We start from the raw sequence: 23,901 nt of genomic DNA, 5'->3' as shown, positions 1-23,901 counted from the left end.
GGATCGGCGGTTACTTCGGATCGGCGTTGAACTTCGAGGCCGACCAGAAGTAGCCGAGCACCGCGAGGCCCAGGCACCAGGCGAGGGCGAGCCATCCGTTGTGGCCGATCTCGCTGCCGAGGAGCAGCCCGCGCAGGGTCTCGATGGCGGGCGTGAAGGGCTGGTACTCGGCTATGGGCTGGAACCAGCCCGGCATCGCGTCGACCGGGACGAAGGCGCTGGACAGGAGCGGCAGCAGGATCATCGGCATGGCGTTGTTGCTGGCGGCCTCGGCGTTCGGGCTGATCAGGCCCATGCCGACCGCGATCCAGGTGAGTGCCATGGCGAAGAGCACGAGCAGTCCGAACGCGGCCAGCCATTCCATAGCGGTGGCATCGGTGGACCGGAAGCCGATGGCCACGGCGACGGCGCCCACGAGGAGGACGCTGGCGATCGACTGCAGCACGCTGCCGATGACATGTCCGATGATCACGGAGCCGCGGTGGATGGCCATGGTGCGGAAGCGGGCGATGATGCCCTCGGACATGTCGGTGGAGACGGATACCGCGGTCCCGATGGTGGTGGAGCCGATGGTCATCAGCAGAAGGCCGGGGACAAGGTAGGCGATGTACGCGGAGCGGTCTCCGCCGCCGATGCCCGCGCTCATGGTGTCGCCGAAGATGTAGACGAAGAGCAGCAGCAACATGATCGGCGTGAGCAGCAGATTCAGGGTGAGGGACGGGTAGCGCCGCGCGTGCAGGAGGTTGCGCCGCAGCATGGTGGCGGAGTCGCGGACGGCGAGGGAGAGGTTGCTCATCGGACGGTCTCCTTGGGCTGGTGGGGGACGTGGGTGCCGCTGGTCAGGGCGAAGAAGACGTCGTCGAGGTCGGGGGTGTGCACGGTCAGCTCGTCGGCCTCGATTCCGGCGGAGTCCAGCCGGTCGAGGAGGGAGCGCAGCGCGCGCTGGCTGCCGTCGCTGGGGATCTGCAACGCGAGGGCTTCGTCGTCCCGGGTGGCCTCGCCCAGGGCGGAGGCGGCGCTCTGGTACGCGGCGGGGTCGGTGAAGCGGAGCCGGATGTGGCCGCCGGGGATGAGCCGCTTGAGCTCCTCGGCGGTGCCTTCGGCGGCGATCTTGCCGTCGTTGAGCACGGCGATGCGGTCGGCGAGTTCGTCGGCCTCCTCCAGGTACTGAGTGGTGAGGAAGACGGTGACGCCGCCGGTGACCAGCTCGCGGATGATCTGCCACATGTTGTGGCGGGAGCGCGGGTCGAGTCCGGTGGTGGGCTCGTCGAGGAAGATGATCCGCGGGTCGCCGACCAGGGTCATGGCGATGTCGAGGCGGCGCTTCATGCCGCCGGAGTAGGTGGCGGCGGGCTTCTTGGCGGCCTCGACCAGGTCGAAGCGCTCCAGTAGCTCGGCGGCGGCCCGGCGGCCCTCGCGCTTGGACAGGTGGTGCAGGTCCGCCATGAGGAGCATGTTCTCCTCGCCGGTGATCAGGCCGTCGACGGCGGAGAACTGCCCGGTGACCCCGATCGCGGCACGGACCGCTTGCGGGTCGGCGGCCAGGTCGTGGCCGCCGACGTGCAGGGCACCGGCGTCGGCGGTGACGAGAGTGGAGAGGATCTTCACGGCGGTGGTCTTGCCCGCGCCGTTCGGGCCGAGCAGGGAGAAGACCGTGCCCTGCGGGACGGCCAGGTCGACGCCGTCGAGCACGGTCTTGTCGCCGTAGGACTTGCGCAGCCCGTTCGCCGCGATGGCCAGGTTGGTCATGGTGGATGCTCCTCGAAAAGCCGCGGGTCAGAGGCTGCGGGCGGTGATGTCGCCGTAGGCGGTGGTCGCGTGGATGCTCAGCCCGGCGGCGGCGCCGTCGGTGTTGTTGAGCGCGTTGTGGATCCGGCCGTAGCTGGTGCCGGCGTCCAGGGAGGCGGAGACTCCGCGGGCGGCGCCGACCGAGATCCCGCCGTGCTCGGTGCGCAGCGTGACCGTGCCGCGCACGGCTTCGGCGATCCGGATGTCGCCCTTCTGGGTGCTGATCTCCGCGGGGCCGCCCAGGCGGCCGACCGATACGTCACCGGCCATCAGGGTCAGGCGGGCGCTCGCGGCCTCGTCGAGCTTGACCGAGCCCTGCGCGCCCTCGAAGTCGACGTCGCCGAGCCGTCCGACGCCCCGGACTTCGGCGCTGGCCGCCTTCGCCACCACCTGGGAACCGGCGGGCAGTCGGACCGTCACCTCGACGGTCCCGGAAGCGCCGAGGTACTGGTTCTTCGCCGGGACCTCGATCCGCAGGACGCCGTCGTCGTATCTGACCTCGGTCTGCTCCGCCACCTTCAGGTCACGGCCCTTCGAGGCGTCCCCTGGCAGGACCTCGACCGTGGTGTCGGCCCGGTCGGCGGCGATGAACCGGACGCGGCCCGCGGGGATGTCGAGGACGGCGGAGATCGGGGCGGGGGTGTCGAACGTGTGCATCGTGTCCTCCTGCGACTCGTTGTTTCGAACAATGGAAACGCTACGTTGCGTTCTCATATTTGGCAACTAACTCATTGCGTCCAACCAGTATTACCGCAGATAGAGACAGAAATATCGTTGCAACGACCTCGCATTTAACGCAACGAAGGATCATCAATTGATTGCAATGAAGAGGACGTGGGCACTACCCTGGAGGCTCACGGAGCACGAAGGAGGGCGCGATGCCGGGAGGCAGGCTCACCCAGCAGGAACGCCAGCAGATCTCGCTGGGACTGGCCGACGGAATCGCCTACGCGGAGATCGCCAGACGTCTCGATCGTCCGACCTCGACGATCACGCGCGAGGTCATGCGCAACGGCGGCCCGACCGCCTACCGTTCCGACCTGGCCCACCGCGCCACCGAGCGCCGCGCCAACCGGCGCAGGCAGGCCGCGCCCCGGGATCCGAAGGCGCCCCCGCAGGCGCACGGGCGCGACGCCGAGGCCGTGCACGAGTACGAGGAGGTGTTCACCACCGTCCTCATGGCCTCGGGCATGCCCAAGATGATGGCCCGGGTGCTGGCCTGTCTCACCCTCACCGACGCGGGCAGCCTCACCGCGTCCGAACTCGGCCAGCGCCTCCAGGTCAGCCCGGGGTCCGTCTCCAAGGCGATCGCGTTCCTCGACAGCCAGGGCCTCGTCCGCCGGGAGCGCGACGAACGCCGCCGTGAGCGCTACGTCGTCGACGACGACGTCTGGTACCAGTCGATGATGGCCAGCGCCCGGTCCCTCGTCCAGATCGTCGAGACGGCGCGGCAGGGCGTCGGCGTCCTCGGCTCCGGCACCCCGGCCGCCGCCCGCCTCGAAAACATCGCCCGCTTCCTCGACTTCGTCGCCGAGAGCACCACCCGCGCCGCGGAGCAGGCCCGCGAGATCCTCCACACGAAACCCGGAACGCCCTCGGGCGACAACGGATGAAGCGGCTCATCGCGCGCGTGTGGCGTTCCCTGCGCGGCCCCGTGCAATGGCGCGTGCTCTGGCTGGCCAACGCGACGTTCATGGTCGGAGTGACCGGCATCGTGCGCGACGACGCGGGCCGGGTACTGCTGCTGCGGCACCGCATGTGGCCGGAGGGCCGCCAGTGGGGGCTGCCCTCCGGATACGCCGTCAAGGGCGAGGAGTTCGGCCGGACCGTGGTCCGGGAGGTGCGGGAAGAGACCGGCCTGGAGGTCGAGCCGGGCCGCCTGGTGTATCTCAGGAGCGGCTACAAGCTGCGCATCGAGGTCGCCTACGAGGCCCGGCTGACCGGCGGCGACCTGAAGCTCGACGCGTTCGAGGTCCTGGAGGCGGGGTGGTTCTCGCCGGACACCCTGCCGGAGGAGGTCCACGAGTCGCACCGGCGCCTGATCCTGGGCACCGGCGACGACCCGGGTACGGGGCCTACCGGGCCTACTCGTCGGACAGCGTGAGGTCCGGCACCCGCCAGGCGGCGATCAGGAAGGCCACCAGGAGCACGGCGGCGCCGGTGAGGAACACGATCCGCAGGGAGCTGACGTACCCCTCCAGGAACGGCTGGGCGACCCGCGGGTCGAGGGTGTGCAGGAAGGCGGAGTCCTCCAGGTTGACCTTGCCGCCGGGGCCGACGGCCGCCTTCAGCGCCTCCGCGTTCGCGGGCTGCTCGGCGAGCTGGCGGTACGAGGGCTGCTGAAGCGCCTCGGTGAAGCGGTCGCCGATCCGGGTCCCCGCGAACGAGAAGAGGATGGAGACGAAGGCGGCGGCGCCCACCGTGCCGCCGTTGGAGCGGAAGAAGTTCACCCCCGCGGTCGCGGCGCCCATGTCCTTCCGGGGCACCTCGCTCTGGGCGAGGGTGGTGAGCGTCTGCATCGCCGCGCCCAGCCCGGCGCCCATGAACACCATGCCGAGGGAGACGTGCCACACCGGGCTGTCCACCCCCAGCGTCGCGTAGACGACCATGGCTGCCGCGAACGAGCCGATGCCCGTCACCAGGTAGACCTTGAACTTCCCGGTCCGGGAGATCAGCCGTCCGACGACGAGCGTGACCGTCAGGTTCGCCGCGACGGTGGGCAGCGTGGCGAGACCGGCCCCGATCGGGCTCATGCCCTTGACCAGCTGGAGGTACAGCGGCAGCGTCGTCATCGCGCCGAACATGCCGATGCCGACGATGAAGTGCAGCGTCGTGCCCAGCCGGTACGACGTGACGCGGAACATCCGCGGCGGCAGCAGGGCCGCGTCCCCCATCCGCCGCTCCACCAGGACGAACGCGGCCAGCCCCGCCACCCCGACCGCGTACATGGCCAGGGACAGCGGTGCGCCCCAGCCCCAACTGCGGCCCTGCTCGGCCACGGTGAGCAGCGGAACCAGACCGACGGCCAGCGCCGCCGCGCCGCCGTAGTCCAGCCGGTGCTTCACCGGGCGGTGCGGCACGAAGCGCAGCACCCGCATGATCACGGTGATGGCCAGGATCGCCAGCGGCACGTTGATCAGGAAGATCCAGCGCCAGCCGTCGATCCCCAGCAGGGTTTCGCGACCCGCCAGCGCCCCGCCGACGAGCGGCCCGACGATGCTGGAGCCGCCGAAGACCGCCATGAAGTAGCCCTGGTAGCGGCCACGTTCCCGGGGCGAGGTGATGTCGGCGATGATCGTCATGGCGAGCGACATCAGCCCGCCGCCGCCCAGGCCCTGCACCGCCCGGAACGCCGCCAGCTCGTACACCGAGGTGGCGACCCCGCACAGCAGCGAACCGAGGGTGAACAGCACGATCGCGGCCAGATAGACCGGGCGGCGGCCGTGGATGTCGGAGAGCTTGCCGTACAGCGGGGTCGCGATCGTCGCGGTGATCAGGTAGGCCGTGGTCACCCACGCCTGGGCGGTGAGGCCGTGGAGGTCGTCCGCGATGGTGCGCAGCGCGGACGACACCACGGTCCCGTCGAGCGCCCCCAGGAACATCCCCAGCACCAGACCCGACATGACGGTCGTGATCTGGCGGTGGGTGAGCCGTACAGGCGGGCCGTCCGCGTCGGGGGCCGCGCCCCGCTCGGTCGTGTCGGAGGTGGTCACGAGGAGGTCCGTCTCTTCCCGGGGGTCGCGTCGTACCGAGGGCGTGCAGGGCAGGGCTAGGCCCTGTCCGGCGGATCTTCGCGGGCCCACGAAGATCCGCCGGACAGGACCTAACCGGCGAGCTTCTCCAGATCGCCCACGGCGGTCTCGATGCCCGGCGTGGCCAGCATCGCCAGCCGTGCCGTACGGGAGCGGGCGGCGATGGCGTCGTCGGCGAGGACGTCCCGGCAGACGGCGGCGACGGCGTCCGGCGCGGTGTCGGTGACGCCCCGGCCGATGCCCAGCTCCTCCACCCGGCGGGCGTTGGAGTGCTGGTCGCCGAACTGCGGCAGGACGGCCAGCGGGGTGCCGGTGCGCAGCGACTCACGGATGCTGTTGAAGCCGCCGTGGGTGAGGAACAGGTCGACGGACTCCAGCAGCATCGGCTGCGGCAGCCGGTCGGTGACGTGGACGTGCGGCGGAAGGCTGTCCGTGTCCAGCGGGATGCCCGAGGTGGTGAGGACGACGGTGCAGTCCTCCAGCCGCGACACGGCGTCGGCGATGGTGCGCACCGCGGTCGTCGGGTCCGGGAACTCGAAGGGCATCTCGGGCGCGCCCGCTCCAGGGCCGTTCCCGGAGGCGCTCTCTTCGAGCATCTTCGGCATCGCGGTGCCGATGGCGGCGTACACCAGGGGCCGGTCGGTGGGGAGTTCTGCGACCCAGCGCGGCAGGACGGAGGCCCGCTCGACGTCCACGGTCTGCCGGTACGACCACGTCGGGGGCAGGTTGCGGGCGAAGGTGAACTCCGGCGGCACGCAGTCGACGCGCCCGTGCGGCACGACGGACAGCGGGTCGTCGTGGGTGGGCAGCCCGACCTCCTCGCGTGTGGCGTTGAGGTACGGCAGCAGATCGACCGGGTCGAGGAGGTTGATGGCCCCGGAGGGGGTGGGCAGATGGGGTATGCCCAGCCGCTCGGCGATCAGGACGGCGCCCATGTCGAAGCCGTCGCGCAGGATGAGGTCGGGCTGGAACTCCTTGGCCAGCGGGAAGACGCCCTCCAGGGAGATCTTCGCCCCGGTCTCGGCCATGCCGCGGAACATCAGCTTCGCGATCGCCCCGTGCAGGGCGGCCGTGTCGTCCTTCGGCAGCGCGGCCAGTTCGTCGGCGCGCTCCATCATCCGGGCCCGGGGGTCGAGTTCGGGCATGGTGGTGTCCAGGCGGACGTCGTCGTCCTGGAAGACCGGCGCCAGGCCGGGGTTGGTGACCACCAGCACCTCGTGTCCGGCCGCCGCGAGGGCGCGGAGCAGGGGGAGCTGGGCACGCCCGTGGGAGGGGCTGCCGGTTGTGGTGCACAGGACCCGCATGGGGTGAACCCTTTCTGTTCGGTGAGGTGGTACGGGCGTACGCAACGCGGTACGGGCTTACGTGACGTGGTACGGGCGTACGTACGGCTCAGCCGCGCGGCGCGAGGGCGGGCGTGCGGCCGACGCCGTACCACCGCAGCCCGGCCCGCTCCAGCCGGACCGGGTCGAGGAGATTGCGGAAGTCGTGGACGGTGGGCGTGGCGAGCCGCCCGGCGATGGCCTCCCAGTCGAGGTCCCGCAGCTGCGGCCACTCGGTGAGGACGACGCACGCGTCCGCACCGGCCGCCGCGTCCAGCGGGTCGTCGACGAGGGTGAGCAGATCGCTGAGGTCGGGGCGGGTGGTGCCCCGCAACGCCGGGTCGTAGGCGAGGAGTTCGGCGCCGCGCTCCTTGAGCAGCCGGGCGATGGCCAGGGCCGGTGAGTCGCGCAGGTCGGAGGTGCCCGCCTTGAAGGTGAGGCCGAGCAGCGCGAGCCGTACGCCGTGCAGCGAGCCGTCGGCCGCCCCGGACTCGGCGGCGATGCGCTCGACCAGCCGGTGCTGATGCTCGACGTTGGTCTCGATGGTGGCCCGCAGCAGCGGGAAGTCCACCCCGGCCTGCTGGCAGATCGTCAGCAGGGCGTGGGTGTCCTTGGGCAGGCAGGAGCCGCCCCAGCCGGGGCCGGGCCGCAGGAACGCGGGGCCGATGCGGGGGTCGTGGCCGATGCCCTCGGTGACGTCGCCGATGTCGGCGCCGAAGTGCTCGCAGAGGGTGGCCAGGTTGTTGGCGAAGGACAGCTTCATGGCCAGGAAGAAGTTGGCCGCGTACTTGGCCAGTTCGGCGCTGGCGGCGTCGGTCAGCACGACGGGCGCGTCGATGGTGCCGTACAGGTCGGCCACGCGCTGGGCCGCCTCCCGGTCCGCTTCCTGCTCGGCACCGATCACGATGCGGTCCGGGTGGAGGAAGTCGTGGACGGCCCGGCCCTCGCGGAGGAATTCCGGATTGCTCACCACCGTCACGTCCGGGCGGCCGAGCAGATCCGCGACGCGCTGCGCGGTGCCGACGGGCACGGTGGACTTGTTGACGACCACGCTGCCCTCCGGCAGGACGGTCCGGATCTCCCCGGCGACCGTCTCGACGGCGGCCAGGTCGGCCGCGCCGCCCGCGCCCATGGGCGTGGGCAGGCACAGGAACACGACCTCCGCGTCCGCCACGGCGGCCGCGGTGTCCTGTGTGAACCGCAGGTGGCCGGTGGCCACGGTGTCCCCCACGAGGTCCGGCAGGCCGGGTTCGAGGATGTCGACCTCTGCCCGCCGCAGCCGCTGGACCTTCTGGGAGTCGGCGTCCGCGCACACCACGTGGTGGCCGAGGGACGCCAGACAGGCGCCGGTGGTCAGTCCGACATAGCCGGTTCCGATCACGGCTACATGTCGACCCGATACATCAGACACAGTTGATCTCCCAACCCCTAAGTCATCGACCGTTGACTTATCGATCATCGTGCACGCGCGCTCATCCGGAAGTCAACAAGCGCTGACAACGATCGGTGACTTTGAGACAGTCGGCAGAGCCAGGAGGATGGGCGACCGGCGAACAGCCGTACTGCGCGAGGAGCTTTGGGTGAACGAACCAGCGAACGACAGCACTTCAGGGGCGTGCGCACCTGCGCGCAAGCGCAGCGCCGAGCGGACGCGCACCGCCCTGATGTCCGCCGCCGCCTTCCGTTTCGGCCGGTACGGCTACGACGGCACCAGCGTGCGCGACATCGCCGGGGACGTCGGGGTGGACGCCGCGCTCGTCTACCGGTACTTCGGCTCAAAGGAGGCGCTGTTCGACACGGTGTCGAGCAAATCCAAGGTGTTCGAGCCGCTGCTCGACGTGCCCCTGGACTGCGTCGCGGACTGGTTCAGCGCCCTGATCGACGGAGAGCCCAAGGACGCCGACTTCCCCCACCCCGTGCTCACCGTGCTCCGCTCCTCCAGCCGCGACGAGGCCATCGGCCGGCTGCGCGAGGAGCTGACCGACATGTTCACCGAGCGGTTCGCCGCCCGCCTGGAGGGCCCGCACGCCGAGGTGCGGTCCGAGCTGCTGGTGGCCTGGGTGCTCGGCACCAGCCTGATGCGCGGCACCATCCAGACCCCCGCGCTGGCCTCGGCGGCCAACCAGGAGGTCTTCGAGCAGTTCCTGCGGGCCGGGATCGACGTCCTGATCAGCCCGGACGCCGCGGACTTCAGCCGGGAGAACCGCGGCGGGGAGAACCCCGGCCGCGAAGACCTCAGTCCAGAAGCTGACCGCGGCGGCTCAGCAGAAACCGCTTGAAGGCGGCCACCGGAGGCGTGTCGGGGTGGCCGTCCAGCCAGGCCACGCCGATCTCCCGGACCGCGCGCGGCGCCGTGACCGTCAGCTCCGCGACGCCGGGGCGGGGCACGGCGGGCGGCGGCAGGAGCGCCACGCCGAGCCCCGCGGCGACCAGGCCGCGCAGCGTCTCCGCCTCCTCCCCTTCGAAGGCGATCTTCGGCGTGAAGCCCGCCTCCGCGCACAGGGCGTCGGTGATCCGGCGCAGCCCGTAAGCCGGTTCCAGGGTGACGAACAGCTCCGCCGACGCCTCGGCGAGCCGCACCCGGCGGCGCCCGGCCAGCCGGTGGTCGTCCGGCACCACCAGCCGCAGCCGCTGCTCGTCCAGGCGGCGGGCGACCAGATCGGGGGCGTCGGGGACGGGCGAGGTCAGACAGAGGTCGAGGCCGCCCTCGCGCATCCGGTCGATCATCGCCTGGCCGTAGTTCTGGACGAGCTGGAAGCGGACCCGGGGGTGGTCGACGCGGAAGCCGCGGATCAGGCCCGGTACGGTCTCCGAGCCCAGCGTGTGCAGAAAGCCGAACGCGACCAGGCCCGCCGCCGGGTCCGCGTCGGCCCGTACGGACTCGGCGGCCCGGTCCACCTCGGCCAGCGCCCGTTCCACCGAGCGCAGGAACGTACGCCCCGCCGGGGTGAGCGCCACCGTACGGCCGCGGCGGGCGAACAGCGCCACGCCCAGGTCCTCCTCCAGCCGCACCATCGCCCGGCTGAGCGTCGACTGGGGCACGCCCAGCTCCTGGGCGGCGCGGGTGACGTGCTCGTGGCGGGCGACCGCGGCGAACTGGGCGAGGCGGGGCGTCAGGGCCGCCGCCCAGGACTCGGCCTCGATCTCTACTGTCACCGGAATGTCTTTTTCGTTGCGGATGCGTGACATAAGCGCCCCTGACCTTTACTGATGCTCCCGTGGATCGATTATCGCGATTCCGTGCATTGGACGCATCAACGCCCGGGTCCTTACGGTCGAACCATGCCTCCTGCTGATACCGGGGCGTCCACCCACAGCCGCGTGGACGCCTCCGCACCGCCCGTCTCTTCCGACTCCGAGCGCATGGCACCCGGCCGCCCCGGCTACATCCGGATGAGGCTCGCCCTCTTCACGGCCGGACTCGCCACCTTCGCTCTGCTCTACTCGACGCAGGCGCTGCTTCCCGCGATCTCCGACGATCTGCACGTCCAAGCCGACCAGGCCAGCTGGAGCGTGTCCGCGGCCACGCTGGCGCTGGCGCTGATGGTCGTCCCGCTGAGCGCCCTGTCCGAGCGGTTCGGCCGCCGCACGATGATGACCGTCTCGCTGACGGTCGCGGTGGCGGTCGCCCTGGTCGTTCCGTACGCCCCCGACCTGGGCTGGCTCATCGCGCTGCGCGCGGTCCAGGGCGCGGCGATCGCCGGAATCCCAGCCTCCGCGATGGCGTACCTGTCCGAAGAGGTCGAGCCGAAGGCCCTGGTCGGTGCGATCGGGCTGTTCGTGGCGGGCAACAGCGTCGGCGGCATGAGCGGCCGCCTCATCACCGGCTGGGTCGCCGACGGCTACGGCTGGCGGATGGGCCTCGCGGCGGTCGGCGCCATGTCGCTGGTGTGCGGTATCGCCTTCCGGCTGCTGATCCCCAAGGCCCGGAACTTCTCCCCCTCCGCGGTCAGCCCGCGGGCCCTGGCCCGCACCGTGACCCGGCATCTGTCCGACCCGCTGCTGTGCAGGCTGTACGCCATCGGCGCGCTCTTCATGACCGTCTTCGGCGGCGTCTACACGGTGATCGGCTACCGGCTGGTGGACGAGCCCTTCGGGCTCTCGCAGAGCATGATCGGCTCGATCTTCCTGATCTACCTGGTGGGCACGGTCTCCTCCGCCACCACCGGCAAGCTGGTCGGCCGCCTGGGACGGCGCGGCGCGCTGTACGTCGCGGTGAGCACCACCGCCGCCGGGCTCCTGCTGAGCCTCGCCGACTCGCTGGCGCTGGTCCTGCTCGGCCTGGTCCTGATCACCGCGGGCTTCTTCGCGGGCCACGCCGCCGCCTCGTCGGCGGTCAGCCGCACCGCGAAGACGGGCCGCGCCCAGGCCGCCGCGCTCTACCAGACCGCGTACTACGTCGGCAGCAGCGCGGGCGGCACGCTCGGCGCCATGGCCTTCCACACGGGCGGCTGGACCGGCACCGTCGCGCTCGGCCTGCTGGCCGTCGTCGGCGCCACGGCCATCACGCTGTACGGGACGCGCAAGGCCCGGGTCGAGCAGCGGCTGTCCCCCGCCCCGGCCCACGCCTGACACCACCTCTCAGCCCGAAGGGGCCGCCCCCGCCACTGTCCGGCGGGCGCGGCCCCTTCGCCCGTTTCCGCTTGCGGAGATTCCCCAACCTGAAGACCCCTTCAGGATTTCAGGCTGGCTTCAGGTGCGGTTCGGCAACGTAGTGGGTGTCGGAAGGGCGCGACAGGGCCCACCGGCGAAACGCACCACGGAACGCAACCGCGAAACGAACCGGAGGAACGTCCTCATGAAGGCCACCGCCAAGCGCACCCTCGCCCCCCGCGCCATCGTCCTCGGCACGGCCGCCGCCATCGCCCTCATCGGCGGCACGGGCGCGGCCAGCGCCTTCGCGGACGACGACGGCCCGGCGCCCAAGTCCTCGGTCCAGCTCTCCCAGAACGAGCGCCACTTGGACGACACGGCCGAGGACCGCACTCAGGTCAAGGCCGACAAGGTCAGCTACGACGAGGCCACGGCGGCGGCCCTGAAGGCCGTGCCCGGCACCGCGACCTCCGCCGAACTCGACACCTCCGACCGCAACGGCTCCCTCACCTGGGAGGTCGACGTCTTCGGCAAGGACCAGAAGAACCACGAGATCACCGTCGACGCGGGCAACGGCACCGTCCTGAACAAGCACACCGACCGCGACGACGACGCGGCCGAGGACGCCGCCGAGACCAAGGCCCAGCTCAAGGGCGACAAGACCGGCTACGACAAGGCCACCGCCGCCGCCCTCAAGGCCGTCCCCGGCACCGCCACCTCCTACGGCCTCGACGACAACGACAGCAACGGCGCAGCCGTCTACGAGGTCGACATCCTCGGCAAGGACCACAAGAGCCACGAGGTCACCGTCGACGCCACCACCGGCAAGGTCCTCAGCCAGCACGTCGACCACGACGACGACCAGAACGACGACGACGGCGACGACGACTGATGCCTTCCCCGAGCCGAAGGGGCCGCCCCCGCCACTGTCCGGCGGGGGCGGCCCCTTCATTTGTTGAGGGCTTGCGCAATGCGGTTGAGGTCTTCGAGGAGGTTGTCCAGACGCTCCGCGGGGATGGCCTGGATCATGTGCGCTTCGATGGCATAGACGGCTGCCTGTGCGGCGTGCAGGCGGCGTCGGCCCTCGTCGGTGAGCGTGGTGGGGCGCGCGCGCCCTTGGTCGACGGTGTCGGGGCGGGCGAGCAGTCCGTCGTCCTGCAGCCCGCGCAGGACGACGTTCATGGACTGGCGGGTGACGAAGGTGGCGCGGGCCAGCTCCGCGTTGGACATGCCGGGGCGGGCGGCGAGGACTTCCAGGCAGGCGTACTGCGGCACGGTCAGACCGTGCTCGCGCAGCGCCTGGTCCATGGCGCCGCGCAGGGCGGCGTGCGCGCGTTTGAGCCGGTAGCCCACATGATCGAGCACGTCGTCGGCCGGGTGGGGCGGTTCCGCCGCCCGCGAGCTGTCCGTCATGTCAATACTTTGACACACCCAGGGGCCGGATCTAACGTGAGTGATGTCAAAGTCCTGACATGATTCGAGGAAGACATCCATGTCCATCAGCATCGACGGCCCCGACTTCATCGCCCTGCAGGTCCGTGACGTGGAGGCGGCGGCCGAGTTCTGCGAGAAGCACCTCGGCCTGCGCCGTACCCCCGCGTCGCCGCCGGGCGCGGTCGTCTTCGACACCAAGCCCGTTCCGATGGCCGTGCGCGAGCCGCTGCCGGGCACCGACCTGGACGCCGGGCGCCCAGGGCTCGGGGTCGCCCTGTGGTTCTCCACGCCCGACGCCCAGGCCCTGCACGACAAGCTCGCCGCGGACGGCATCACGATCCTGACCCCGATCGCCGACAGCCCGTTCGGCCCGGTGTTCTCCTTCGTCGGCCCCGAGGGCTACGTCCTGACCGCCCACGGAGTCTGACGCGCGCCCACGAGCCCCCTCCCACCGGGTCTAGCGGTCCTTGGCCAGGGCGACGAGTTCGGCGAAGAGGCCGTTCGCGTGGACGAGGTCGTCGTAGCGGCCCTGTTCGATGATGCGGCCGTTCCGCAGGACGATGACGCGGTCCGCGAGGCGGGTGTTCTCCAGCTGGTGCGTCACCACGATCGTCATGCGCTCGGCGGCGATGCGTTTGACCTCCAGGAAGATCTGGTGCTCGCCGCGCGGGTCCATCTGGGACGTCGGTTCGTCCAGGATCAGCAAGGGGGTCCGGCGGTACAGGGCGCGGGCGCAGGCGAGCCGCTGCCACTGGCCGCCGGACAGTTCGGCGCCGCCGAAGAGTTCGCGGGCGAGGAGGGTGTCGAGCTGCCGGGGCAGCTTCTCGACGGCCTCCCGCATGCCGACGGCGTCGACCGCCTCCCACACCGGGGCGTCGTCGTAGGTCTTGGGCTGGCCGAGGGTGATGTTCTCGCGGGCGCGCAGGGGCCAGCAGGCGAAGTTCTGGGGGACGAGGGCGGTGCGCGCCCAGACCGCGTCGGAGTCGGCGTCGGCCAGATCGGTGCCGTCCCACCGGACCCGGCCCTTGTCGGGGAGGAGGATGCCGGTGAGGAGCTTGGTCAGGGTGGACTTGCCCGAGCCGTTCTCGCCCACGACGGCGAGGATCTCGCCGCGGCGCAGGGTGAGGGAGACACCGTCGACCGCGGGTTCGCCCTTGCCGGGGTACTGGTAGACGACGTCGTCGAGGCGGATCTCGTCCACCCGGTCCGGGATGGTCAGCTCGCCGCGCTTCGGGGCGCGTTCGGCCGCCATGTCGAGGAACGACCGCATGTCGGCGAGGTAGAGCGAGGTGTGGAACATCGCGGCGCCGTGGATGACGAGCTGGGAGAGCGCGGCCAGCGTGGCCTGCACGGCGACGACCGCGGTGGCCGCGACCGGCAGGGCGACGCGGCCGGTGGTGGCCAGCCAGGCGAGGGCGGCCCAGGTGCCGAGCAGGAACAGGCCGCCGAGGGCCGAGGTCGCCAGGACGATGCGGAGCATGCGGGGCGCGGCGGTCAGGGTGCGCTGGTCGATGCGCTCGGACAGGGCGCGGTACCAGTAGACGAGGTAGCCGGTCATGCCGTTGGCGCGCACCTCGTCGCCGTACCGGGAGTACGTGGCCCACCAGCGCATCATGCCGCGGACGTTGCGGTCGCCGATGTTGGCGTAGTGGGTCTCGTAGTCGACGCGGGCGGACAGCACGGCGCCCAGACCGGCGGGCAGCACGGCGAGCAGGAGCAGCGGGAGCATCAGCCAGTGGAGGGCGGTGATGACGCCGCTGGCGGCGACCATACGGACCAGGGCGGCCATGAAGCGCTGGGCGTCCTGGACCATCAGCCGGGTGCGGGTGACCCCGACCTCGGCGGCCTCCTGGCGGTCGGCGAACCCCGGCTCCCCGTAGGCGGAGCCCTCGACCCGGCACACGGCGGTCACCAGGGCAACGTCCGCCTCGGACATCAGGAGCGGGGTGATCCGCCCGTCGGCGTACGAGGACAGAGCACCGCTGATTCGGCCAGCCGCGGCGGCCACGGCCACGACGACGAGGGCGGGCAGCGCGGCGTGCAGACGTTCGGACACGGTGCCCGCGCCGAGGATGTGCGTCATGGCCTTCGCGGTGAACCCCAGCACGCAGGCAGCCGCGGCGCCGGTGAGGACCTGGCAGGCGAGGAGCAGCACGACCGCGGGGCGGTCGACGGCCCAGGCCATGCGCGCGGTCTTCGTCAGCACCGAGGGAAGCCGCGAGCACATCGTGGCGAAACTCGCCTCTTCCAGCGGGTTCTTGCCGTGCTTCCCCTCGAAGCTGATCACTGCCGGTGGTGGAGGGGGTGGCGCTGCGGGGCGTTCTGTCGAGGTGTCGGGCACGGTCACCTGGGTCCCTCCTCGGGTCGCCGCCGCACCTGGATGATCCGGCGATGCCAGGCTCAACGAGACGGTGAGCGTCTCGAACGCGCTCGATTCCGGACGAAGCGGCGGCCCGGGAATGCGGGGACATCGAACGCGTGGTCGCGTGCCGCAAGGCTTCCGGCGCGACTGGGGGTGGCCGAAACGCCGATGGTTGTGACGGGTGTGGCGTACGAGGTTCCGCCGCCCCCTAGTCCTTGCGGCCCGTCGCCGCGACCGTGACGCCGAGGCCGATCATGGCGAGGCCGCCCGCGCCGCCGACCAGGGCGAGGCGGCGGGGCGAGCGGGTGAACCAGCCCCGGGCGGTGGCGGCGGCCAGGCCCCAGACGCTGTCGGAGGCGAGGGCGATGGCGTTGAAGACCAGGCCGAGCAGCAGCATCTGGACCGCGACATGGCCCTGACCGCGGTCGACGAACTGAGGGAGGACAGCGGCGAAGAAGACGATGGTCTTCGGGTTGGCCACGCCCACGGCGAACCCCTCCCCCAGGGTGCGCAGGCGGCCGTGGGTGACCGGGCCGTCGCCGGTGAGGGCGGCGGGGAGGGAGCCACGCTGACGTATCGCCTTCACGCCCAGGTGGACCAGGTACGCGGCGCCCGCCAGCTTGAGCGCCGTGAAGACGAGGACCGAGCGCTCCACGAGCGTCCCGACGCCGAGCGCCACGGCCACGACGAGGGTGTACGCGCCGAGGGTGTTGCCGAGGACCGAGGTCAGGGCGGCGCGGCGGCCCTGCGCCAGCGCGCGTCCGATCACGAACAGCACGCTGGGGCCGGGGACGACGATCAGCAGGAACGACATCGCCGCGAAGGCGAGCAGTCGGTCGGTGGGCGGCATACGGGTCAGCGTAATGACGGACGCCGCTGCCGCCCATCGGTTATGTGCGGGTGAGGTGCAGCCGGGGCCAGGTGGCCAGGTCGGTCAGGAGCCGTCGGTCGTGGGTGGCGATGATGACGGCGGCCGGGGTGTCGCGGAGGGCCGTGGTCAGTTCGTCGACGAGCACGGCCGAGAGGTGGTTGGTGGGCTCGTCGAAGATGATCAGGTGGGGGCGGGTGGCCAGCCGCAGGGCCAGGTCGAGACGGCGCTGCTGGCCCAGGGACATGCGGACCACCGGCGTGCGCATCGCCTCGCGGTCCAGCAGCCCGGTCGCACCCAGCGGTACGAGGTCGCGCTCATGCGCCCCGCCGTGGACGATCAGCCTCCCCACATGCTGGTCGTACACCTGCCGGGCGGTGAACTCGCCCGGCCAGGCCGGGACTTCCTGCGCGACCATGGCCACCCGCGCCCCGGCGAGGTGGCGCACCGTGCCGCTCGTCGGGGCGAGGGCGTCGGCGAGGACGGAAAGCAGGGTGGACTTTCCGGAGCCGTTCTCACCCGTGATGAGCAGCCGGTCCCCGCCGTCCACGTCGAGGGTGACGGGGCCGGTGAGCCGCCCGGCGACGGCCACCTCCCGCGCGCGGACCAGCGCCGAGCCGGTACGGGTGGCCAGCTCGGGCCAGCGCAGCGACAGCGGCGGCTGGGGAACGGTGACGCGGTGCGCCTCCAGCGCCTCCCGTTCGCGGTTGAGCGCCTGCACCACGCCCGGCGCCCGGGACTGGCGCTGGTGCTTGCCGGTGCCCTTCGCGGGGCGCCAGCCGGTGTCGAGCCGGTCCCGGGCCTGATCGACCGCGACGGTCAGCCTGCGGTGTTCGGCCTGCTGTTCCTCGTAGTCCTGGGTCCACCGCTCGCGGTCGCGGCGGCGGCCGTCCTGCCACGCGTCGTAGCCGCCGGAGCGGAGGCGCGGGCGCCCGTCCTGGGTGGGGTCCAGGTCGAGGAATTCCCGCGCGACGTCGCGCAGCAGCGCGCGGTCGTGGCTGACCAGGGCGACGCCCCCGCCGTGGCCGCTCAGGCGGTCGGTGAGGAAGGCCAGGCCGTCGGCGTCGAGGTGGTTGCTCGGCTCGTCGAGCAGCAGGATGTCGTGCCAGGCGCCCAGCAGGCAGGCCAGCCGCACCCGGTAGCGCTGTCCGACCGACAGGGTGGACAGCTCACGGGTCCGGTCGGTGCACGCGTGCAGCGCCTCCAGCGCCACGTCGACGCGCCGGTCGGCATCCCAGGCGTCCAGCCGTGTGGCGGCCTCCAGCGCTTCGGCGTACCGGTCGTCGGCACCGTCCGCCCCCTGGGCGAGGCCGGCGGAGGCCAGGTCCAGCGCGCGCAGGGCGGCGTGGGCGCCGCGAAGCGCCTCGGCGGTCAGCGTGCCGACGGTCTCTCCGGAGCGGGAGTGCATGACTTGCCGCGCGAGCCCGAAGGTGCCCGCCCGGTGCACCGAGCCGCTGTCGGGCGCGAGGAGACCGGCGAGCACATGCAGCAGCGTGGTCTTGCCACGGCCGTTCTCGCCGACGATGGCCAGCCGGGAGCGGGCGGAGACGGTGACGGACACGCCTCGGAGGATCCGGCGTGCGCCGCGCGTGACGGTGATGTCGTCCGCGCGCAGATGGGCGTTCGGGGGCAGGCTCGAAGAGCCCGCGGGGGGAAGGGAAGACACAGGGTGCTCCGCAGCTCGGGATGGAGCCGGGCAGCATGCGAGCAGCCGCCCGGCGGAGGGCCGGAACGGCGGGCAGGGAGAAGGCTCGGTGCGCCGCCGTCAGCGGCGGTCGCGGGGCCTCGCGTACCAGCTGCCTGCGTGCATGAGAGCGCCTGTGTACATGGGAACGAAGATACGGGGAGGGTGCGGCGCGATCAATCCGATTACGCGCCGCACCCTTCCCGTTGACGCGTCAGGCGATGCGCTCCAGCACGATCGGCTTCGGGGCGAACGCCGCGTCCCCGGCGGCGTAGTCGGCGGCGCCTTCCAGCGCCTCCAGCGCGTACCCGAACTTTTCCGGGGTGTCCGTGTGCAGGGTCAGCAGGGGCTGTCCGGCCGTGACGTGGTCGCCCGGCTTGGCGTGGATCTCGATGCCCGCGCCCGCCTGCACCGGGTCCTCCTTACGGGCGCGCCCGGCGCCCAGCCGCCAGGCGGCGACGCCCACCGCGTAGGCGTCGAGGCGGGTGAGGACGCCGGTGGACTCCGCGGCGACGACGTGCTGTTCGCGGGCCACCGGCAACGACGCGCCGGGGTCGCCGCCCTGGGCGGTGATCATGCGCCGCCAGTGGTCCATGGCGCTGCCGTCGGCGAGCGCCTTCGCGGGGTCGGCGTCCGTCAGACCGGCCGCGTCGAGCATCTCGCGGGCCAGGGCGAGGGTGAGTTCGACGACGTCGGCGGGGCCGCCGCCCGCCAGGACCTCGACGGATTCGCGGACTTCGAGCGCGTTGCCCGCGGTCAGCCCGAGCGGGGTGGACATGTCGGTGAGCAGGGCGGTGGTGCGTACGCCGTGGTCGGTGCCGAGGCCGACCATGGTGGTGGCCAGTTCGCGGGCGGCGCCGATGTCCTTCATGAAGGCGCCGGAGCCGACCTTGACGTCCAGCACCAAGGAGCCGGTGCCCTCGGCGATCTTCTTGGACATGATCGAGGAGGCGATGAGCGGAATCGACTCGACCGTGCCGGTGACGTCACGGAGGGCGTAGAGCTTCTTGTCGGCGGGCGCGAGGCCGTCGCCCGCCGCGCAGATGACGGAGCCCACGGAGCGCAGCACATCGAGCATGGCGTCGTTGGAGAGGGAGGCCCGCCAGCCGGGGATGGACTCCAGCTTGTCGAGGGTGCCGCCGGTGTGGCCGAGGCCCCGGCCCGAGAGCTGCGGTACGGCTGCCCCGCAGGCGGCGACCAGGGGCGCCAGCGGGAGGGTGATCTTGTCGCCGACGCCGCCCGTGGAGTGCTTGTCGGCGGTCGGGCGGGGCAGCGAGGAGAAGTCCATCCGCTCGCCGGAGGCGATCATCGCGGCGGTCCAGCGGGCGATCTCCGCGCGGTCCATGCCGTTCAGGAAGATCGCCATCGCGAGGGCGGACATCTGCTCGTGGGCGACCTCGCCGCGCGTATAGGCGTCGATGATCCAGTCGATCTGGGCGTCGCTCAGGCGGCCGCCGTCGCGCTTGGCTCGGATGACGGAGATGGCGTCCATGTGCGCAGGGGCCTTTCGTACGGACGTAACAGGGGCTCGGACGGGTTCACGGCGCGCTGACGCGGGCCAGGTCGGCCGGGCCGAACGCGTCCGGGAGGAGTTCGGCGAGCGGCCGGATGCCGGACGCCGTGTCCACCCGCAGCTCGGGGCCGCCGTGCTCCCACAGCAGCTGACGGCAGCGGCCGCACGGCATCAGCACGGCCCCGTCGCGGTCGCAGCAGGTGAAGGCGGTGAGGCGGCCGCCGCCGGTGGCGAAGAGGGCGGAGATCAGGCCGCACTCGGCGCACAGCGCGACGCCGTACGCCGCGTTCTCCACGTTGCACCCGCTGACCGTGCGGCCGTCGTCGACGAGGGCGGCGGCGCCCACGGGGAAGCGGGAGTAGGGGGCGTACGCCCGGGACATGGCGTCCCGGGCCTCGTCGCGCAGCGCCTCCCAGTCGGGAGCCGCCGCGGCGGGTGGGGTCATGTGCCCTGTCCCTTCCGGTAGGGCTTGTTGTTGGCCTTGGGCATCCGCAGCCGCTGGGCCGCGAGCCCCATGACCAGCAGGGTGACGAGGTACGGGGTCGCCGGGACCAGGTCGTTGGCCACGGTGTCGGTCAGCGCGTACCAGAGCACCAGCAGGATCGCGGCGCCGCCGGACACCGCGCCCGCGACGTACCTCTTACGGTAGAGCCGCCAGCCCGCCAGGAGGGCGAGTCCGAAGGCCACCAGGAGCAGCAGGGCGTGGACGGTGGCACCGCCGTTGCGCAGCTGGAGGGCGTCGGAGTAGCCGAAGAGGCCCGCGCCCATGGCGAGGCCGCCGGGCCGCCAGTTGCCGAAGAGCATGGCGGCGAGGCCGATGTAGCCACGACCGCCGGTCTGGCCCTCGTTGTAGATGTGGGAGCGGACGAGGGCGAGGAAGACGCCGCCCAGTCCGGCGAGGCCGCCGGAGATGACGACGGCCGCGTACTTGTAGAGGTAGACGTTGACGCCGAGGGATTCGGCGGCGGTGGGGTTCTCGCCGCAGGACCGCAGCCGCAGCCCGAACGAGGTCTTCCACAGCACGAAGAAGGTGCCGGCGAAGAGCAGGATCGAGACGATGGTCAGCGCGGAGATGTCGGTGACCAGGCCGCCGAGCAGGCCCGCGAGGTCGGAGACCAGGAACCAGTGGTGGTTCTCGACCGTGGCCAGCCCGTCGGACAGGCCCGGCACGGTGAACGACGCGATGTCGTCGACCTGCGGGGACTGCTTGGGGCTGCCGCCGATGTCGGCGAGCGGTTCGAACCAGCGCTTGGCGAGGTAGGTGGTGGCGCCGAGCGCGAGGATGTTGATCGCGACACCGGAGATGATGTGGTCCACGCCGAAGGTGACGGTGGCGATGGCGTGCACCAGACCGCCGACCGCGCCGCCGAGGACCCCGGCGAGGACGCCCACCCAGGGGTTGGTCTGGTAGCCCGCCCAGGCGCCGAAGAAGGTGCCGAGGATCATCATGCCTTCGAGGCCGATGTTGACGACACCGGCCCGCTCGGCCCACAGCCCGCCGAGCCCGGCGAGCCCGATGGGCACGGCCATGGAGAGGGCGGCGCCGATCTGGCCGGAGGAGGTGATGTTCTCGAAGGCGGACGCTTGCGTGGCGCCGGCCAGGGCGCGCAGCACGGACAGCACGACCAGCGCCCCGGCGGTGATCAGCAGCACCGTGGCGACGGACATCCGGGGCCCGCGCTTCGGGGCCTTCCCGGGTGCGGTCTTGGTGGCGGTAGCCGTGGCGCTCATACCGCCACCTCCTTCTTGTCCTTGTCGCCCTTGTCGTTCTTACGGGCCTGGGCGGCGAGTTCCGCGCCGACCCGCTGCTGCTGGCGCTTCAGCCCGTAGCGGCGCACCAGTTCGTACGCGATGACGACGCACAGGACGATCACGCCCTGCATGACGCCGACGATCTCCTTGTCGTAGCCCTCGAACTCCAGCCGGTTGGCGCCGCGCTCCAGGAAGCCCCACAGCACCGCGGCCAGCGCGATGCCGACCGGGTTGTTGCGGCCGAGCAGGGCGATGGCGATGCCGGTGAAGCCGATACCGGCCGGGAAGTCGGAGGTGAACTGGTGGGTGTCGTTGAGCAGGGTCGGCATGCCGATGAGTCCGGCCATCGCGCCGGAGAGCAGCATGCTGGTGAGCACCATGCGCTTGACGTCGACGCCGCTGGCCTGGGCCGCGGACTCGGAGCGGCCCACCGCGCGCAGGTCGAAGCCGAAGCGGGTGCGGCCGAGGAGGAACCAGAAGCCGACCCCGGCGAGCGCGGCGACGGCGATGAAGCCGAAGACCGGGTCGAGGTCGCCACCGGCCGGGATGGTGAAGAAGTGGCTGGAGGAGGGCAGCGGCTCGGTGGAGACGATGTTGGTCTGCTTGTCCAGCTCGGCCAGCCGCCCGTCGACCAGCAGATAGCTGATGAGGATGCCGGCGAGGGAGTTCAGCATGATCGTGCTGATCACCTCGCTGACGCCGCGGTAGACCTTGAGCAGTCCGGCGATGGACGCCCACATCGCGCCGACCAGCATGGCGACGAGGATGATCAGCGGGATCTGCACCAGGCCCGGGAGGTTCAGGGCCCCGCCGACGACGGCGGCGAGGAAGGCGGCGAGCCGGTACTGGCCGTCTACGCCGATGTTGAACAGGTTCATCCGGAAGCCGATGGCCACCGCGAGACCCGCCAGGTAGTACGTCGTCGCCTTGTTGAGGATGTAGACCTGGCTGTCCGCCTTGACGCCGTAGTCGAACATGATGCCGAAGGCGTTGAACGGCGCCTTGCCGGTGGCGGCCAGCACCAGGGCGGTCAGCAGGAACGCGGCGACGAGCGCGAGCAGCGGGGCCGCGACCGCGAGGAGCACCCGCTCCTTGTCGAACTTCTTCATCGGTCCTCTCCCCCGGCCGTCTCTGCCGCAGGGTCTTCCGCGGGGTCTTCCGCGGGGTGATCCAGGTGGCCGGACGCCGCGCCGGTCATGGCCGAGCCCAGCTGCTCCGGGGTGATCGTGGCGGGGTCGGCGTCGGCGACCAGCCGCCCGCGGTACATGACCCGCAGGGTGTCGGACAGGCCGATCAGCTCGTCGAGGTCGGCGGAGATCAGCAGCACGGCCAGGCCCTCGCGGCGCGCGGTGCGGATCTGGTCCCAGATCTGCGCCTGCGCGCCGACGTCCACGCCGCGCGTCGGGTGCGCGGCGATGAGCAGCTTGGGATGGTGGCTCATCTCGCGGCCGACGATCAGCTTCTGCTGGTTGCCGCCGGACAGCGAGGCCGCGGTGACCTCGATGCCGGGGGTACGGACGTCGTACGCGGCGACGATGCGCTCGGTGTCACGCCGGGCGGCCGCCGGGTTGAGCAGGCCGCCCTTGCTGTTGGGCGCCTCGGTGACATGGCCGAGGATGCGGTTCTCCCACAGCGGGGCCTCCAGCAGCAGGCCGTGCCGGTGGCGGTCCTCGGGGATGTAGCCGATGCCGTCCTCGCGCCGGGTGCGGGTGGGGGCGTGGGAGATGTCGGTGCCGTCGAGGGTGATGGAGCCCGCGTCGGGGTCGCGCATGCCCATGATGGCCTCGACCAGTTCGGCCTGGCCGTTGCCCTCGACCCCGGCGATGCCGAGGACTTCGCCCTTGTGGATGGTGAAATCGATGTCGTCCAGAACGGCCCGCTCGACGCCGTCCACGTCGGTGGCGGTGAGCCGCACCCCGTCGAGGCGCAGCATCTCGGTCTCGGTGACGGTGGATTCGCGGGTCTCCGGGGAGGGCAGTTCGCTGCCGACCATCAGCTCGGCGAGCTGCCGCGCGTCTGTCTCGGAGGGGACGACCGAGGCCACCGTCGTACCGCGCCGGATGACGGTGATGTCGTCGGCCACGGAGAGGACTTCGCCCAGCTTGTGGGAGATGAACAGGACGGTCAGGCCCTCGGCCTTGAGCTCGCGCAGGTTGGCGAAGAGCGCGTCGACCTCCTGCGGGACGAGCACCGCGGTGGGCTCGTCGAGGATGAGGGTGCGGGCGCCGCGGTAGAGGACCTTGAGGATCTCCACGCGCTGCCGGTCCGCCACGCCGAGGTCCTCGACCATGACGTCCGGGCGGACGCCCAGTCCGTAGGCGTCGGAGATCTCCTTGATGCGAGCGCGCGCCTTGCCGCCGATGCCGTGCAGCTTCTCCGCGCCGAGGACGACGTTCTCCAGCACGGTGAAGTTGTCGGCGAGCATGAAGTGCTGGTGCACCATGCCCACGCCGCGGGATATGGCGTCCGCCGGGGAGTGCAGCTCGACCGGTGAGCCGCCGAGGGTGATGGTGCCCTCGTCGGGGCGCTGCATCCCGTAGAGGATCTTCATCAGGGTGGACTTGCCCGCGCCGTTCTCGCCCACGAGGGCGTGCACGGTGCCGCGTCGCACGGTGATGTCGATGTCGTGGTTGGCGACGACTCCGGGGAACCGCTTGGTGATTCCGCGGAGTTGGACGGCAACGTCGTCGACGTCACCGGCGGGAGCGCCCTTGGGTGGGCTGGCGGCTTTGATGGCGCACTCCTGAGGGGGCGGGGGCGTAGTACACAGGGGGCCTTGTTGTAGGCGGGGGGCCTTGTTGCACGCGGGGGGCGCGCCGAATGGCACGCCCCC

At 71.6% G+C, this 23,901-nt stretch carries 22 protein-coding genes; 6 read left to right on the top strand and 16 right to left on the bottom strand.

The window, feature by feature from the left end; genetic code table 11:
• Positions 1-10: 10 nt before the first annotated feature.
• Genes ACZ59A_RS23610 through ACZ59A_RS23600 form a run of 3 tightly spaced genes read right to left on the bottom strand, consistent with a single transcriptional unit; the run spans position 11 to position 2,445 of the window.
• Positions 11-796 carry an ABC transporter permease gene (locus tag ACZ59A_RS23610; RefSeq protein ID WP_470961388.1) on the bottom strand — a complete coding sequence of 262 codons (786 nt, stop codon included), beginning with the start codon at positions 794-796 and terminating at the stop codon, positions 11-13.
• Positions 793-1,749, bottom strand: coding sequence for an ATP-binding cassette domain-containing protein (locus tag ACZ59A_RS23605; protein WP_470961385.1), 957 nt, complete (start codon positions 1,747-1,749; stop codon positions 793-795). Before ACZ59A_RS23605 ends, ACZ59A_RS23610 begins: the two co-directional genes overlap by 4 nt.
• Before the next feature lie 27 nt (positions 1,750-1,776).
• Complete coding sequence (locus ACZ59A_RS23600) at positions 1,777-2,445, bottom strand: DUF4097 family beta strand repeat-containing protein (protein ID WP_470961382.1); 669 nt, start codon at positions 2,443-2,445, stop codon at positions 1,777-1,779.
• Between the two features lie 221 nt (positions 2,446-2,666).
• Between ACZ59A_RS23600 and ACZ59A_RS23595 the strand changes: the two genes are divergently transcribed.
• A complete protein-coding gene (locus ACZ59A_RS23595; RefSeq protein WP_470961379.1) occupies positions 2,667-3,401 on the top strand; it encodes a GbsR/MarR family transcriptional regulator in 735 nt (244 codons plus the stop codon).
• Entirely contained in the window at positions 3,398-3,892 is a 495-nt protein-coding gene (locus ACZ59A_RS23590; RefSeq protein ID WP_470961376.1) for an NUDIX domain-containing protein, read from the top strand. Before ACZ59A_RS23595 ends, ACZ59A_RS23590 begins: the two co-directional genes overlap by 4 nt.
• Here the strand turns inward: ACZ59A_RS23590 and ACZ59A_RS23585 are convergent.
• The 3 genes from ACZ59A_RS23585 to ACZ59A_RS23575 all read right to left on the bottom strand — a co-directional run bounded on the left by ACZ59A_RS23585 (position 3,873) and on the right by ACZ59A_RS23575 (position 8,243).
• Positions 3,873-5,501 (bottom strand): MDR family MFS transporter, encoded by a 1,629-nt coding sequence (locus tag ACZ59A_RS23585; RefSeq protein WP_470961373.1) that lies wholly within the window; start codon positions 5,499-5,501, stop codon positions 3,873-3,875. The two genes, ACZ59A_RS23590 and ACZ59A_RS23585, sit on opposite strands and share 20 nt — an antisense overlap.
• A 110-nt stretch (positions 5,502-5,611) precedes the next feature.
• Positions 5,612-6,844, bottom strand: a complete 1,233-nt coding sequence (locus ACZ59A_RS23580; RefSeq protein ID WP_470961370.1) for a glycosyltransferase — start codon at positions 6,842-6,844, stop codon at positions 5,612-5,614.
• Positions 6,845-6,932: 88 nt separating this feature from the next.
• On the bottom strand, positions 6,933-8,243 hold the full coding sequence (locus ACZ59A_RS23575) for a UDP-glucose dehydrogenase family protein (RefSeq protein WP_470961367.1): 1,311 nt from the start codon (positions 8,241-8,243) through the stop codon (positions 6,933-6,935).
• A gap of 199 nt (positions 8,244-8,442) precedes the next feature.
• On the opposite strand from ACZ59A_RS23575, the gene ACZ59A_RS23570 reads away from it, so the two are divergent.
• On the top strand, positions 8,443-9,141 hold the full coding sequence (locus tag ACZ59A_RS23570; protein WP_470961364.1) for a TetR/AcrR family transcriptional regulator: 699 nt from the start codon (positions 8,443-8,445) through the stop codon (positions 9,139-9,141).
• Here the strand turns inward: ACZ59A_RS23570 and ACZ59A_RS23565 are convergent.
• Entirely contained in the window at positions 9,098-10,051 is a 954-nt protein-coding gene (locus tag ACZ59A_RS23565) for a LysR family transcriptional regulator (RefSeq protein WP_468049262.1), read from the bottom strand. The genes ACZ59A_RS23570 and ACZ59A_RS23565 overlap by 44 nt on opposite strands.
• Before the next feature lie 93 nt (positions 10,052-10,144).
• Here ACZ59A_RS23565 and ACZ59A_RS23560 point away from each other — a divergent pair, with 93 nt between their 5' ends.
• Entirely contained in the window at positions 10,145-11,434 is a 1,290-nt protein-coding gene (locus ACZ59A_RS23560; RefSeq protein WP_470961361.1) for an MFS transporter, read from the top strand.
• Positions 11,435-11,660: 226 nt separating this feature from the next.
• On the top strand, positions 11,661-12,347 hold the full coding sequence (locus ACZ59A_RS23555) for a PepSY domain-containing protein (protein ID WP_470961358.1): 687 nt from the start codon (positions 11,661-11,663) through the stop codon (positions 12,345-12,347).
• 56 nt (positions 12,348-12,403) lie between these two features.
• Here the strand turns inward: ACZ59A_RS23555 and ACZ59A_RS23550 are convergent, their stop codons facing one another.
• Positions 12,404-12,868 (bottom strand): MarR family winged helix-turn-helix transcriptional regulator, encoded by a 465-nt coding sequence (locus ACZ59A_RS23550; protein WP_470961355.1) that lies wholly within the window; start codon positions 12,866-12,868, stop codon positions 12,404-12,406.
• Between the two features lie 79 nt (positions 12,869-12,947).
• On the opposite strand from ACZ59A_RS23550, the gene ACZ59A_RS23545 reads away from it, so the two are divergent.
• Positions 12,948-13,316: a VOC family protein gene (locus ACZ59A_RS23545; protein ID WP_470961352.1), complete on the top strand. Its 369-nt coding sequence runs from the start codon at positions 12,948-12,950 to the stop codon at positions 13,314-13,316.
• Positions 13,317-13,346: 30 nt separating this feature from the next.
• On the opposite strand, the gene ACZ59A_RS23540 is transcribed toward ACZ59A_RS23545, so the two are convergent.
• The 8 genes from ACZ59A_RS23540 to ACZ59A_RS23505 form a co-directional block, all read right to left on the bottom strand.
• Entirely contained in the window at positions 13,347-15,236 is a 1,890-nt protein-coding gene (locus ACZ59A_RS23540) for an ATP-binding cassette domain-containing protein (RefSeq protein WP_470961349.1), read from the bottom strand.
• A 223-nt stretch (positions 15,237-15,459) separates the two neighbouring features.
• The gene (locus tag ACZ59A_RS23535) at positions 15,460-16,101 is read right to left on the bottom strand and encodes a LysE family translocator (RefSeq protein ID WP_470961345.1); all 642 of its coding nucleotides are present in this window, start codon (positions 16,099-16,101) and stop codon (positions 15,460-15,462) included.
• A 40-nt stretch (positions 16,102-16,141) separates the two neighbouring features.
• Positions 16,142-17,785 (bottom strand): ABC-F family ATP-binding cassette domain-containing protein, encoded by a 1,644-nt coding sequence (locus ACZ59A_RS23530; RefSeq protein ID WP_470961342.1) that lies wholly within the window; start codon positions 17,783-17,785, stop codon positions 16,142-16,144.
• A 232-nt stretch (positions 17,786-18,017) separates the two neighbouring features.
• Positions 18,018-19,295, bottom strand: coding sequence for a thymidine phosphorylase (locus ACZ59A_RS23525; RefSeq protein WP_470961340.1), 1,278 nt, complete (start codon positions 19,293-19,295; stop codon positions 18,018-18,020).
• A 46-nt stretch (positions 19,296-19,341) separates the two neighbouring features.
• Positions 19,342-19,761, bottom strand: coding sequence for a cytidine deaminase (locus ACZ59A_RS23520; protein ID WP_470961338.1), 420 nt, complete (start codon positions 19,759-19,761; stop codon positions 19,342-19,344).
• Positions 19,758-21,047: an ABC transporter permease gene (locus ACZ59A_RS23515; protein WP_470961336.1), complete on the bottom strand. Its 1,290-nt coding sequence runs from the start codon at positions 21,045-21,047 to the stop codon at positions 19,758-19,760. The genes ACZ59A_RS23520 and ACZ59A_RS23515 overlap by 4 nt, the downstream gene beginning before the upstream one ends.
• The gene (locus tag ACZ59A_RS23510) at positions 21,044-22,177 is read right to left on the bottom strand and encodes an ABC transporter permease (RefSeq protein ID WP_468049277.1); all 1,134 of its coding nucleotides are present in this window, start codon (positions 22,175-22,177) and stop codon (positions 21,044-21,046) included. Before ACZ59A_RS23510 ends, ACZ59A_RS23515 begins: the two co-directional genes overlap by 4 nt.
• Positions 22,174-23,802 (bottom strand): ABC transporter ATP-binding protein, encoded by a 1,629-nt coding sequence (locus tag ACZ59A_RS23505; protein WP_470961826.1) that lies wholly within the window; start codon positions 23,800-23,802, stop codon positions 22,174-22,176. The genes ACZ59A_RS23510 and ACZ59A_RS23505 overlap by 4 nt, the downstream gene beginning before the upstream one ends.
• Positions 23,803-23,901: the final 99 nt, after the last annotated feature.

The sequence above is a fragment of the Streptomyces sp. NPDC040405 genome (assembly GCF_055595765.1).
This window is presented reverse-complemented; position numbering and strand designations above follow the sequence as displayed.

Bases quoted from the DNA above. Each gene is read 5' to 3' on its own strand.
- ACZ59A_RS23610 (WP_470961388.1), bottom strand. From the start codon at position 796: ATGAGCAACCTCTCCCTCGCCGTCCGCGACTCCGCCACCATGCTGCGG.
- ACZ59A_RS23605 (WP_470961385.1), bottom strand. From the start codon at position 1,749: ATGACCAACCTGGCCATCGCGGCGAACGGGCTGCGCAAGTCCTACGGC.
- ACZ59A_RS23600 (WP_470961382.1), bottom strand. From the start codon at position 2,445: ATGCACACGTTCGACACCCCCGCCCCGATCTCCGCCGTCCTCGACATC.
- ACZ59A_RS23595 (WP_470961379.1), top strand. From the start codon at position 2,667: ATGCCGGGAGGCAGGCTCACCCAGCAGGAACGCCAGCAGATCTCGCTG.
- ACZ59A_RS23590 (WP_470961376.1), top strand. From the start codon at position 3,398: ATGAAGCGGCTCATCGCGCGCGTGTGGCGTTCCCTGCGCGGCCCCGTG.
- ACZ59A_RS23580 (WP_470961370.1), bottom strand. From the start codon at position 6,844: ATGCGGGTCCTGTGCACCACAACCGGCAGCCCCTCCCACGGGCGTGCC.
- ACZ59A_RS23565 (WP_468049262.1), bottom strand. From the start codon at position 10,051: ATGTCACGCATCCGCAACGAAAAAGACATTCCGGTGACAGTAGAGATC.
- ACZ59A_RS23560 (WP_470961361.1), top strand. From the start codon at position 10,145: ATGCCTCCTGCTGATACCGGGGCGTCCACCCACAGCCGCGTGGACGCC.
- ACZ59A_RS23555 (WP_470961358.1), top strand. From the start codon at position 11,661: ATGAAGGCCACCGCCAAGCGCACCCTCGCCCCCCGCGCCATCGTCCTC.
- ACZ59A_RS23550 (WP_470961355.1), bottom strand. From the start codon at position 12,868: ATGACGGACAGCTCGCGGGCGGCGGAACCGCCCCACCCGGCCGACGAC.
- ACZ59A_RS23545 (WP_470961352.1), top strand. From the start codon at position 12,948: ATGTCCATCAGCATCGACGGCCCCGACTTCATCGCCCTGCAGGTCCGT.
- ACZ59A_RS23535 (WP_470961345.1), bottom strand. From the start codon at position 16,101: ATGCCGCCCACCGACCGACTGCTCGCCTTCGCGGCGATGTCGTTCCTG.
- ACZ59A_RS23525 (WP_470961340.1), bottom strand. From the start codon at position 19,295: ATGGACGCCATCTCCGTCATCCGAGCCAAGCGCGACGGCGGCCGCCTG.
- ACZ59A_RS23520 (WP_470961338.1), bottom strand. From the start codon at position 19,761: ATGACCCCACCCGCCGCGGCGGCTCCCGACTGGGAGGCGCTGCGCGAC.
- ACZ59A_RS23515 (WP_470961336.1), bottom strand. From the start codon at position 21,047: ATGAGCGCCACGGCTACCGCCACCAAGACCGCACCCGGGAAGGCCCCG.
- ACZ59A_RS23510 (WP_468049277.1), bottom strand. From the start codon at position 22,177: ATGAAGAAGTTCGACAAGGAGCGGGTGCTCCTCGCGGTCGCGGCCCCG.